This window comes from Pantoea dispersa, from assembly GCF_014155765.1.
Lineage (GTDB): Bacteria > Pseudomonadota > Gammaproteobacteria > Enterobacterales > Enterobacteriaceae > Pantoea > Pantoea dispersa.
Genome location: NZ_SCKT01000004.1, coordinates 220,277 through 232,346, shown reverse-complemented (window position 1 = coordinate 232,346; position 12,070 = coordinate 220,277). Strand labels below are relative to the sequence as shown.

Below are 12,070 nucleotides of genomic sequence, written 5' to 3'. Positions count from 1 at the left end.
ATGAAAAGCTTATACCAGAAGTTATTTGATGCACATGTCGTTCACGAAGCGCCAGACGAAACGCCGTTACTGTATATCGATCGTCATCTGATTCACGAAGTCACCTCGCCGCAGGCGTTTGACGGTCTGCGTGCGCACGGCCGCAAAGTGCGTCAGCCGTCGAAGACCTTTGCCACCATGGACCACAACGTTTCCACCCAGACCAAAGACATCAACGCCTCGGGTGAAATGGCGCGTATCCAGATGCAGGAGCTGATGAAGAACTGTGCTGAGTTCGGCATTCAGCTGTATGACCTGAACCACCCGTTCCAGGGCATTGTGCACGTGATCGGTCCTGAGCAGGGCATGACGCTGCCGGGCATGACCATCGTTTGCGGCGACTCGCACACCGCAACGCACGGCGCCTTCGGTTCCCTGGCGTTCGGTATCGGCACCTCCGAAGTGGAGCACGTGTTCGCCACCCAGACCCTGAAACAGGGCCGGGCGAAAACTATGAAGATTGAAGTGCTGGGCGAAGCTGCGCCGGGCATCACCGCCAAAGACATCGTACTGGCGATCATCGGTAAAACCGGCAGCGCCGGTGGCACCGGTCACGTGGTTGAATTCTGTGGCCCGGCGATTGAAGCGCTGAGCATGGAAGGCCGCATGACGCTGTGCAACATGGCGATTGAGATGGGCGCCAAAGCGGGTCTGGTAGCACCGGATGACACCACGTTTGCCTATCTGAAAGACAAGCAGTTTGCGCCGAAGGGCGAGCAGTGGGAGCAGGCGGTGGCTTACTGGCGCACCCTGAAGTCCGACAGCGACGCGCAGTTTGACGCCGTCGTGACGCTGAATGCTGCCGATATCGCGCCGCAGGTCACCTGGGGCACCAATCCGGGTCAGGTGATGGCCGTGGATCAGGCCATCCCGAATCCGGCCTCGTTTGCCGATCCGGTTGAACGCGCTTCCGCCGAGAAGGCGCTGGCCTATATGGATCTGCAGCCGGGCATCAAACTGACCGATGTGGCGATCGATAAAGTGTTTATCGGCTCCTGCACCAACTCACGTATTGAAGATTTGCGCGCGGCTGCCGCGATCGCCAAAGGCCGCAAAGTGGCGCCGGGCGTGGTTGCGATGGTGGTGCCGGGTTCCGGTCCGGTGAAAGCGCAGGCTGAAGCCGAAGGCCTGGACAAAATCTTCCTCGAAGCCGGTTTTGAGTGGCGTTTGCCGGGCTGTTCGATGTGCCTGGCGATGAACAACGACCGTCTGAATCCGGGCGAGCGCTGTGCCTCAACCAGTAACCGTAACTTTGAAGGTCGCCAGGGTCGCGGCGGTCGCACCCATCTGGTGAGCCCGGCGATGGCTGCTGCGGCGGCGGTAACCGGTCGTTTTGCCGACATTCGTGAATTGACTCAGGGAGCTTAAGCCATGGCGAACAAATTTACCCAACACACCGGGATTGTGGCCCCGCTGGATGCCGCCAACGTCGACACCGATGCCATCATCCCGAAGCAGTTTTTGCAGAAAGTAACGCGCACCGGCTTTGGCGCGCACCTGTTCCACGACTGGCGTTTTGATGATGACGCCGGCACCCAGCCGACCGCCAGCTTCGTGCTGAATAAGCCGGAGTTCAAAGGCACCAGCATCCTGCTGGCGCGCGAGAACTTTGGCTGCGGCTCCTCGCGTGAACACGCGCCGTGGGCGCTGACCGACTTCGGTTTTCACGTGGTGATTGCGCCGAGTTTCGCCGACATCTTCTACGGTAACAGCTTCAACAACCAGCTGCTGCCGGTGAAGCTGAGCGAAGAGCAGGTCGATGAAATGTTCAAACTGGTGGCCGCGCAACCGGGCATCCGCTTCACCGTGGATCTCGAAGCGCAGACCGTCACCGCCGGCGACAAGGTTTATAGCTTTGAAATCGACAGCTTCCGCCGTCACTGCATGATCAACGGCCTCGACAGCATTGGCCTGACGCTGCAGCATGAAGCGTCCATCGCCAGCTACGAATCCAGCCAGCCAGCGTTTCTGCGTTAAGGTTACCCGGTGCGCAGCAAGGCGCACCCTACAGCAAACGCGTCAGTAATTTGGTCGCCATTTATGGCGACCAAAAATGTGCAAAACATGCCCGAAATGCGCAATGCCCTGCTGGGTCGCCATTGATGGCGACCTTCAATCTCCACACCGCCCTCACCGCGCATCGCGCACCCGCGCCGCCAGCACCAGCGCCACCACCGCCATCACTAACGCCAGCCAGTACACCGACTCATGACCAAAGCGCTCACTCAGTATCCCCTGGATCAGGCCGGCGATAATCAACCCGGTTGAAATCGAGGTGGTGAACATGGTGGTCGCCGCACCGGCACGGCCCGGCATCAAATCCTGAAACCACAGCATACCTATGCCGGCGATGATGCCGATGAACGCGGCGTTAAACAGCTGCAGCACCATCAGCGCGGTTTGAGAACGGAACAGCACCAGCCCGAGATAAAATACAATCGCCGCCACCAGCGCCAGCAGCATCAGCTTGCGCTTGCCGTAGCGCTTCGCGTAATGGCCGGCCAGCAGCATGATCGGGATCTCCAGCCCGGCGGCGGTGCCCATCAGCAGACCCGCCAGCTTCTCCGGCAGGCCAAGGGTTGCGCTGATATACAGCGGCATATCAATGATATACATGGTATTACACGCCCACATCACCACCGAGGCGATAAACAGCAGCCGCACCTGGCTGTCTTTCCACGGGCTGAGCTGCATCAGCACCTGCTCCGGCGTGGCGGCGATGCGCGGCACCGAGGGCAGCGTGCGCCAGATCAGCAGCATACTTAGCAGAAAAATCACCGCCGCCACGCAGAACAGCGTGACGAAGCCGTAGTTGAGCGCCAGCGCGAACGACAGCGGCGGCCCAATCACCCACGCCAGCGACAGCTGCGCGCGCATCACCGAACTGAACATCACCACTTCCCGCGCTGACTGATCGGCATATTCACGCGCCAGCGCGAAGATCTGCGGAATCGCCACGCTGGCCAGCGCCGACAGCAGCACGCCGAGGGTGATGAGCGTCAGATAGTGACGGTTAAAGGCAAACAGTAGCGCGTTGGCCACCGCCATCAGGCAGCAAAACAGGATCAGATGACGGCGATCGCCACGGTTATCCGAACGCTTCGCCATCAGCAGGCTGATTACGATCCCGGCGACGGCGTTGATGGTAAAGAACAGGCCGACCCAGAACGGCCGCACCTGCACCTCGCGCGTCAAAAACAGGCTGAGCGTCGGCGCCTGTAACGCCCCCGCCACGCCGACCATAAATGACACCGCCATAAAGGAGAGGTAAACCGGATTCAGGCGGCGCGGCCGCGGTAACAGCGATTTCATGCAGAAATCCCTTCGAGGAAAAAGACCGGGAAAAAAACAGCGTAGAAGATTCCACAGCAAAACGAAAAAAGCCAGCAGAGAAAAACTCCGCTGGCGGTGAAATTGCACCCTACTCAGAAAAGGTTCCACGTCGGCGGAACCGCTGGCAGAGCGCCATTCATTGCTGAATGCCTCCCGCTCTTCCATTGCCCCCCAGTATGCCTCTAATATGGGGCAGGAAAAACTGAGCGAAGTCGAGAAGGAGTTCCCCTTTTATGTCCTCTGCGCGTCTGCAACAGCAATTCATTCGCCTGTGGCAACACTGTCAGGGCCAGGATCAGGAAACCACGCTGAGCGAGCTGGCCGAACTGCTGCACTGCTCACGCCGCCACATGCGTAACCTGCTGAACGCCATGCAGTCAGCGGGCTGGCTGATCTGGCAGGCTGAAGCCGGTCGCGGTAAACGCTCGCTGCTGAGCTTCTGCTACACCGGACTGGCGCTACAGCAGCAGCGTGCCGAAGACCTGCTGGAGCAGGATCGCATCGACCAGCTGGTGCAACTGGTGGGCGATAAAAACCAGGTGCGGCAGATGATTGCCGCGCACCTTGGTCGCAGCTTTCGCCAGGGTAAGCATATTCTGCGCGTGCTCTACTACCGGCCCCTGCCTAACCTGCTGCCCGGCTCGCCGCTGCGCCGTTCAGAAACCCATCTGGCGCGACAAATATTCAGCGGCCTGACGCGTATAAATGAGGAAAAGGGGGAAATCGCCGCCGACATTGCCCATCACTGGCAGCAAACCTCTCGGCTGCACTGGCGCTTCTTCCTGCGGCCGGCAATCCGCTTTCATCATGGCCGCGAGCTGGAGATGGAGGATGTCATCGCTTCACTGGAACGGGTGCGCAGCCAGCCGCTGTTTTCGCACATCGACCAGCTGCACTCGCCGGCGCCGTGGACGCTGGATATCCATCTCAGCCAGCCGGACTGCTGGCTGCCGTGGCTGCTGGCCAGCGTCAGCGCCATGATTCTGCCGCGTGAGTGGCCGACGCTGCGCCACTTCGCCCGTCAGCCCATTGGCACCGGTCCGTACAGCGTGGTGCGCAATCAGCAAACCCAGCTGAAAATCGCCGCGTTTGATGACTACTTCGGCTACCGCGCGCTGATTGATGATGTCTCGATCTGGGTGCTGCCGGAGATCAGCGATGAGCTGGTCTACGCCGGTGTAAAACTGGAAGGCGAAAACGACGACGAAAAATCGGAAGAGAGTCGTCTCGAAGAGGGCTGCTATTTTCTGCTGTTCGATCAGCGCTCTGAACGCGGGCGCGATGCCGGTTTCCGCCGCTGGGTGAGCGATCTGCTTAACCCTATCGCGCTGCTCAATCATGCCGGCGTCGGCTATCAGCGCTACTGGTTCCCGGCTTATGGCCTGCTGCCGCGCTGGCACCATCGGCGCGATATCACCCCAGCCCACAAGCCCGACGGCGTGACCCAGCTGACGCTCAGCTGGTACAGCCACCACGTCGAACACGAGGGCATCGCCAATGCGCTGCGGCCGCTGCTGGCGCAGCAGGGCGTCGAGCTGATTACCCGCGAAGTGAGCTACGAAAGCTGGTTCGACGGCGCGGGCGAGAGTGACATCTGGCTGGGCAGCGTCAACTTTACCCTGCCGCTCGACTACGCCCTGTTCGCTCAGCTCTACGAGCTACCGCTGATGCATCACTGTATCCCGCTGGACTGGCAGGCCGACGCCGCGCGCTGGCGTGAGAAAGCGCTGCCGCTGGCGGAGTGGAGCAAACAGCTGGTAAACAGCGACTATCTGCATCCGCTGTTTCATCACTGGCTGCTGCTGGAGGGCCAGCGCAGCATGCGTGGCGTGCGGCTGAACACGCTCGGCTGGTTTGACTTCAAGTCCGCCTGGTTCGCCCCGCCGGAGCTGTAAAAAGGGCAGCATCAGACAACACGACCGGCAGGTGAACCTTTCGCGTTGTCATGTAAATGTCTAGAATATGTCGTTCTCAACGGGGTGCCGGTTAACTGGCTGAGAGAGACCCGTCGAACCTGATCCGGCTCGTACCGGCGTAGGGATTTGAGATGCTCCGCCCTCAGATCCTTTGCGACGCAACCTTACCTTCTCCTTAAGGAACGCAAAGTGTTAAATAAAGTTCTGCCCCTGTTGCTGCTGATCGCTGCGCCGGCTCTGGCGGCCAAACCCGTCCTCACCGTGTATACCTACGACTCGTTCGCCGCCGACTGGGGCCCCGGTCCGGCAGTGAAAAAAGCCTTTGAGGCCCGGTGCGGCTGTGAGCTGAACTATGTGGCGCTGGAGGATGGCGTATCGCTGCTTAATCGCCTGCGCATGGAAGGAAAGAACAGCAAGGCCGACGTGGTATTGGGGCTGGACAATAACCTGATACAGGCGGCGGAAAAAACCGGCCTGTTCAGCAAAAGCACGGTAGATACCCGCGGGCTACAACTGCCGGACGGCTGGCACAATGACACTTTTATCCCGTTTGATTACGGCTACTTCGCGTTCGTTTACGACAAAAACAAGCTGAAGAATCCGCCGCACAGCCTGAAGGAGCTGATCGAAAGCCCGGAAAAATGGCGGGTGATTTATGAAGATCCGCGTACCAGCACGCCGGGGCTCGGTCTGCTGCTGTGGATGCAGAAAGTGTACGGCGATGAAGCGCCGGCGGCCTGGCAGAAGCTGGCCAGCAAAACCGTGACCGTCACCAAAGGCTGGAGCGAAGCTTATGGTCTGTTCCTCAAAGGCGAAAGCGATCTGGTGCTGAGCTACACCACCTCGCCGGCTTACCACATCATTGAAGAGAAAAAGGATAACTACGCCGCCGCGCCGTTCAGCGAAGGTCACTATCTGCAGGTAGAAGTGGGCGCGCAGCTCGCCAGCAGCAAACAGCCGCAGCTGGCGCAGCAGTTCATGCAGTTTATGGTGTCGCCAGCGTTTCAGCGCACCATTCCCACCGGCAACTGGATGTATCCGGTAATTAAAAGCGATTTACCCGCCGGTTATCAGGCGTTACCGGTGCCCGCGAATGCGCTGCAATACACCCCGACAGAGGTGGCTGACCATCGCGCGGCGTGGATTAGCGCGTGGCAGCACGCCGTCAGCCGCTGATGCCCGGCTGGCTGCTGCCCGGAGCGCTTAGCGCACTGCTATTGTGTGCGGTCGCGCTGCTGGCGCTCGGTGCCCTGCTGCTCGCCGCGCCGGCCACCGACTGGCGCGCGCTGCTCAGCGATAGCTATCTGCACCATGTGCTGGCGTTCTCCTTTGAGCAGGCGCTGCTGTCAGCGCTGCTTTCGGTGCTGCCGGCCATTCTGCTGGCCCGCGCGCTCTATCGCCGCCGCTTTACCGGCCGCACCCTGCTGCTGCGCCTGTGCGCCATGACGCTGGTGCTGCCGGTGCTGGTCGCCGTATTCGGTCTGCTGAGCGTCTATGGGCGCAGCGGCTGGCTGGCGCAGCTGTGTGCCACAGTCGGTATCGACTATCACTTCTCGCCCTACGGCCTGCAGGGCATTTTGCTGGCGCACGTGTTCTTTAATCTGCCGCTGGCAACGCGCATGCTGCTGCAGGCGCTGGAGAGCATTCCCGGCGAGCAGCGCCAGCTGGCGGCGCAGCTCGGTCTGCGCGGCTGGTCGCTGTTTCGCCTGCTGGAGTGGCCGTGGCTGCGCCGTCCGCTGCTGCCAACGGCGGCGCTGATCTTTATGCTGTGCTTCGCCAGTTTTGCCACCGTGCTGGCACTGGGCGGCGGTCCGCAGGCTACCACGCTGGAGCTGGCCATTTATCAGGCGCTTAGCTTTGATTACGATCCCGGCCGCGCCGCGCTGCTGGCATTGTTGCAGCTCGGCTGCTGTCTGCTGCTGGTGCTGCTCAGCCAGCGCTTCAGTAAAGCGATTCCGGCCGGTAGCCAGACGGTGCGCGGCTGGCGCGATCCGCAGGATTCCTGGCACGCACGCGTCGCGGATACGCTGCTGATTACGCTGGCGCTGCTGTTACTGCTGCCACCGCTGGCGGCGGTGCTGGTCGACGGCTTACGCGGCGGCATTGCCGGCGCGCTGCAACAGCCCGCGCTATGGCAGGCCACATGGACGTCGCTGCGTATCGCACTCGGTGCCGGTGTGCTGTGCGTGCTGCTGACCATGATGCTGCTGTGGAGCAGTCGCGAACTGCGCCAGCGTCAGCAGCGCTTCGCCGCGCAGGCCATGGAACTCAGCGGAATGCTGATTCTGGCGATGCCGGGCATCGTGCTGGCAAGCGGGTTCTTTCTGCTGTTCAACGCCACCGTTGGCCTGCCGCAGCGTGCCGATGCGCTGGTGATCTTCACCAACGCGCTGATCGCCATCCCCTACGCCATGAAAGTGCTGGAAAATCCGATGCGCGATCTCAGCGCGCGCTACGCTCAGCTGTGCGCCTCGCTGGGCATCAGTGGGTTTACTCGCCTGCGGCTGATTGAACTGCGGGCGCTGAAACGTCCGCTGGCACAGGCGCTGGCCTTTGCCTGCGTGCTGTCGATTGGGGATTTCGGCGTGGTGGCGCTGTTCGGCAGCGCCGATTTCCGCACCCTGCCGTTTTATCTATTCCAGCAGATTGGCGCCTATCGCGGTGCCGATGGCGCGGTGACCGCGCTGCTACTGCTGCTGTTATGCCTGCTGCTGTTTACGCTGATGGAAAAATTACCGGGTCGCCATGCTGACACTGAATAACCTTACTTATCTCTACCAGCATCTGCCGATGCGCTTCAGCTTTAGCGCACAGGCCGGTGAACGTCTCGCCATTCTCGGCCCGAGCGGCGCGGGCAAAAGTACCCTGCTGAGCCTGCTCGGCGGCTTTCTGCCGGTGAGTCAGGGCAGCCTGCTGATCGATGGCGTCGACCATACCCGCAGCGTGCCTTCCGCGCGACCGGTATCGATGCTGTTTCAGGAGAACAATCTGTTTCCGCACCTGACGGTGCAGCAAAATCTGGGGCTGGGCCTGCATCCCGGCCTGAAGCTGACGCGCGAACAGCAGCAGCAGGTACAGCAGATTGCGGAGCAAACCGGGCTGGAATCGATGCTGACGCGTCTGCCCGGCCAGCTCTCCGGCGGTCAGCGCCAGCGCGTGGCGCTGGCGCGCTGCCTGCTGCGTAATCAGCCGGTACTGCTGCTGGATGAACCGTTTTCGGCACTCGATCCGGCGCTGCGCAGCGAGATGCTGCAGCTGGTGCGCGCGGTGTGCGAGGCGCGCACTATCACACTGCTGATGGTGTCGCACAGTCTGGAGGATGCGCAGCAGATTGCGTCACGCAGCCTGGTGATTGTTGACGGTCGGGTGTACTGGGATGGCAGCACCGCCAGCCTGCTGCGCGGTGAAAGCCCGGCGGCCGCCATCCTTGGCGTCCAGCCGCGTTAAGCGAAGAACACTTTCCACAGCAGCTGCAGGAAAATCGGCATCATCGGGTGGAACAATAGCGCAATAAAGGCACCCACGCCGATGAGCGCCATCAGCGGTGCCAGCCAGCGCAGCCGCGCCAGTGGCAGATAAGGCGTGGCCCAGTCGACGCTTTTGCCGCTGCGCCACCAGCGCCACAGCAGCCAGCCGCCGATCCACAGCAGCAGTGCCACCGCCAGCAGCAGCCATTTGAAGCTGTCGCCCTGCGCCGCCTGCGGCACGTCGATCGCCACGCCCGCCAGAATGCCCGGCATCAGGTAGGCCGGCGGCCACAGGATGCAGCCGATAATGTTCGGCGGCAGGAATTTACGCACCGGCAGCTCCAGCATGCCGGCCGCCAGCGGAATCAGCGGACGCGTCGGTCCGACAAAGCGCCCCACGAGGATGGTGAACATGCTGTGCTGATGCAGCGCATGCTCGGTTTTATCCAGCAGCCCTTTGTATTTTTGCAGGTATTTCCAGCGGTGCAGCGGTCCCTGGAATTTCCAGCCAATGCCGTACGACACCCAGTCGCCAATCAGACAGCCGGCCAGCCCGGCGGCCCACGCCGGATAGAGCCCGATTTGTCCGCTGCCCACCAGCGCGCCGAGGCTGGCCATCAGGACCGTGCCCGGCAGCAGCAGGCCGACAAACGCCAGCGACTCAAGAAAGGTCACCAGCGCCACGGCAATCAGCGCGTACTCCAGCGATTGCGTAAACAGGTGTTGGATCCAGGCTTCCATAACTATCCTCTGCGGAATATAGAGGCTGGATTGTCCTGAGACAGCCCCACAGCGTCAAGCAATTCCCCGCGCTGCCGCACGCCCGCGCCGCGCGGATGACGGCACCACCGCAGTACACTGTATAAACATCCATGATATACTGAAATGAATTCATTCTCCGGAGTTAACGTGACCGAACCGCGCGCAGGATTTTTGCTGACTCGCCACTGGCGGGATACCCCGACCGGCAGCGAAGTGGTGCTGTGGCTGGCCACCGACCAGGGCCCGCAGCGCCTGGTGCTGCCTGCGCAGGAGTCAGTGGCGTTTATTCCCCGGGAGTTCCAGGCGCAAACCGAAGCGCTGATTCGCGACGAGCGCCATACGCGCCTGCAACCGCTGAATCTGAAAGATTTCCGGCGCCGACCGGTGCTGGGACTCTATTGCCGCAGCCACCGGCAGTTGCAAAGCATCGAAAAACGCCTGCGTGAAAACGGCATTGCGGTGTATGAAGCAGATATCCGCCCGCCGGAACGCTACCTGATGGAGCGCTTTATCACGGCACCGGTGTGGTTCAGCGGCGAGCCGCGCGGCGACAGCCTCGTCAACGCGCGCCTCAAGCCGCATCCCGATTACCGTCCGCAGCTGAAATGGGTGTCGCTCGACATCGAAACCACCGAGCACGGCGAGCTGTACTGCATCGGGCTGGAGGGCTGCGGCCAGCGCCAGGTGTATATGCTCGGCCCGCCGAACGGTGATGCCAGCCAGCTGGATTTTGAACTGATTTACCTCGACAGCCGGCCACAGCTGCTGGAGCAGCTTAACGCCTGGTTCGCCCGTCACGATCCAGATGTCATCATCGGCTGGAACGTGGTGCAGTTCGACCTGCGCGTGCTGCAAAAACATGCCGACCGCTACGGTATTCCGCTGCGTCTTGGCCGTCAGCAGCAGCCGCTGGAGTGGCGCGAGCACGGCTTTAAGCCCGGCGTGTTCTTCGCTCAGGCCAGCGGCCGGCTGGTGATTGACGGTATCGAGGCGCTGAAATCGGCGTTCTGGGACTTCGCCTCATTCAGCCTGGAAGCGGTGTCGCGCGAGCTGCTGGGCGAAGGCAAAGCCATCAACAATCCGTGGCAGCGCATGGAAGAGATCAACTGGCGCTTTGCCCACGACAAACCGGCGCTGGCCACCTACAACCTGAAGGATTGTGAGCTGGTTACGCGTATTTTCCAGCACACCGCCATCATGCCGTTTTTGCTGGAGCGCGCCACCGTCAATGGCCTGGCGGTGGATCGCCACGGCGGATCGGTGGCGGCGTTCAGCCACCTGTATATTCCGCGAATGCACCGCGCCGGCTTTGTCGCGCCCAATCTCGGCGAAGTGGCACCGGAAGCCAGCCCTGGCGGCTACGTGATGGATTCGCGCCCCGGACTGTATGATTCGGTGCTGGTGCTGGATTATAAAAGCCTCTATCCGTCGATCATCCGTACCTTTCTGATTGATCCGATCGGGCTGGTCGAAGGCCTGGCGCATCCGGATGACGCCGATTCGGTTCCCGGTTTTCGCCACGCGCGCTTTTCGCGCCGCACCCACTGTTTACCGGCGATTGTCGGGCAGATCTGGCAGGGGCGCGAGGCCGCCAAACGTGACGGCAACCAGCCGCTGTCGCAGGCGCTGAAGATCATCATGAATGCTTTTTATGGCGTACTTGGCACCAGCGCCTGTCGCTTTTTCGATCCGCGCCTCGCCTCGTCGATCACCCTGCGCGGTCACGCCATCATGCAGCAAACGCGTGAGCTGATTGAAGCCGAAGGTTTTGACGTGATCTACGGTGACACCGATTCTACTTTTGTCTGGCTGAAAAGCGCCCACAGCGAAGCCGATGCCGCCGCGATCGGCCAGCGGCTGGCCGGGCACGTCAATCGTTGGTGGCAACAGCATCTGCAGCAGACTTACGGTCTCGACAGCGCGCTGGAGCTGGAGTATGAAACCCACTTCAGCCGCTTCCTGATGCCAACCATACGCGGCGCCGAACAGGGCAGTAAAAAGCGCTATGCCGGACTGATTCGCCGCGACGGCGACGAGCGGCTGGTGTTTAAGGGACTGGAATCGGTGCGCACCGACTGGACGCCGCTGGCGCAGCAGTTCCAGCAGACGCTGTATGGCCGCATCTTCCGCGGTGAACCCTGGCAGGACTACATTCGCGACACGGTGGCACAGCTGCTGGCCGGCGAGCTGGACGATCTGCTGGTGTATAAAAAGCGCCTGCGCCGGCCGCTGAAAGATTACGAACGCAACGTGCCACCCCACGTGCGTGCCGCGCGCCTCGCCGATGAACATAACCGTAAACTGCAGCGTCCGCTGCAGTATCAGAACGGCGGATCAATCCGCTACGTGATGGCCACCGCCGGGCCGGAGCCGCTGGAAGCGCGCAGCACGCCGCTGGATTACGATCACTACGTCAGCAAACAGCTACAGCCGATCGCCGAGGGGATTTTACCGTTTGTCGGTGATGACTTTGCTACACTGATCACCGGGCAACTGGGGCTTTTTTGACAGGTGACGAATGCCCTGCCATCCAGTACCATAGCGCCCTTCCTG

The 12,070-nt window shown here is 61.4% G+C and carries 9 protein-coding genes and 1 riboswitch; of the genes, 7 read left to right on the top strand and 2 right to left on the bottom strand.

All coding sequences use genetic code 11. From position 1 onward, the window contains the following. Both leuC and leuD read left to right on the top strand, forming a co-directional pair. Nucleotides 1-1,407 carry a 3-isopropylmalate dehydratase large subunit gene (gene leuC / locus H7K56_RS14320; RefSeq protein ID WP_150360689.1) on the top strand — a complete coding sequence of 469 codons (1,407 nt, stop codon included), beginning with the start codon at nucleotides 1-3 and terminating at the stop codon, nucleotides 1,405-1,407. Nucleotides 1,408-1,410: 3 nt separating this feature from the next. Further along, nucleotides 1,411-2,016 (top strand): 3-isopropylmalate dehydratase small subunit, encoded by a 606-nt coding sequence (gene leuD, locus H7K56_RS14315; protein WP_058759635.1) that lies wholly within the window; start codon nucleotides 1,411-1,413, stop codon nucleotides 2,014-2,016. A 153-nt stretch (nucleotides 2,017-2,169) separates the two neighbouring features. Here leuD and H7K56_RS14310 read toward each other — a convergent pair whose 3' ends face one another. Then, nucleotides 2,170-3,351 carry an MFS transporter gene (locus tag H7K56_RS14310; protein WP_021507575.1) on the bottom strand — a complete coding sequence of 394 codons (1,182 nt, stop codon included), beginning with the start codon at nucleotides 3,349-3,351 and terminating at the stop codon, nucleotides 2,170-2,172. Nucleotides 3,352-3,605: 254 nt separating this feature from the next. On the opposite strand from H7K56_RS14310, the gene sgrR reads away from it, so the two are divergent. From sgrR to thiQ, 4 genes are all read left to right on the top strand, one after another. Beyond that, the gene (gene sgrR / locus H7K56_RS14305) at nucleotides 3,606-5,267 is read left to right on the top strand and encodes an HTH-type transcriptional regulator SgrR (protein WP_150360688.1); all 1,662 of its coding nucleotides are present in this window, start codon (nucleotides 3,606-3,608) and stop codon (nucleotides 5,265-5,267) included. A 70-nt stretch (nucleotides 5,268-5,337) separates the two neighbouring features. Continuing rightward, nucleotides 5,338-5,431, top strand: a riboswitch (TPP riboswitch). Between the two features lie 46 nt (nucleotides 5,432-5,477). Further along, nucleotides 5,478-6,464 carry a thiamine ABC transporter substrate binding subunit gene (thiB, locus tag H7K56_RS14300; RefSeq protein ID WP_150360687.1) on the top strand — a complete coding sequence of 329 codons (987 nt, stop codon included), beginning with the start codon at nucleotides 5,478-5,480 and terminating at the stop codon, nucleotides 6,462-6,464. Then, the gene (gene thiP / locus H7K56_RS14295) at nucleotides 6,440-8,050 is read left to right on the top strand and encodes a thiamine/thiamine pyrophosphate ABC transporter permease ThiP (protein ID WP_150360686.1); all 1,611 of its coding nucleotides are present in this window, start codon (nucleotides 6,440-6,442) and stop codon (nucleotides 8,048-8,050) included. The genes thiB and thiP overlap by 25 nt, the downstream gene beginning before the upstream one ends. Continuing rightward, nucleotides 8,034-8,735 carry a thiamine ABC transporter ATP-binding protein ThiQ gene (gene thiQ / locus H7K56_RS14290; RefSeq protein ID WP_058774834.1) on the top strand — a complete coding sequence of 234 codons (702 nt, stop codon included), beginning with the start codon at nucleotides 8,034-8,036 and terminating at the stop codon, nucleotides 8,733-8,735. The genes thiP and thiQ overlap by 17 nt, the downstream gene beginning before the upstream one ends. On the opposite strand, the gene H7K56_RS14285 is transcribed toward thiQ, so the two are convergent. Beyond that, on the bottom strand, nucleotides 8,732-9,496 hold the full coding sequence (locus H7K56_RS14285; protein ID WP_021507580.1) for a DedA family protein: 765 nt from the start codon (nucleotides 9,494-9,496) through the stop codon (nucleotides 8,732-8,734). The genes thiQ and H7K56_RS14285 overlap by 4 nt on opposite strands. A gap of 168 nt (nucleotides 9,497-9,664) precedes the next feature. Here H7K56_RS14285 and polB point away from each other — a divergent pair, with 168 nt between their 5' ends. Continuing rightward, nucleotides 9,665-12,025: a DNA polymerase II gene (gene polB / locus H7K56_RS14280; RefSeq protein ID WP_150360685.1), complete on the top strand. Its 2,361-nt coding sequence runs from the start codon at nucleotides 9,665-9,667 to the stop codon at nucleotides 12,023-12,025. Nucleotides 12,026-12,070: the final 45 nt, after the last annotated feature.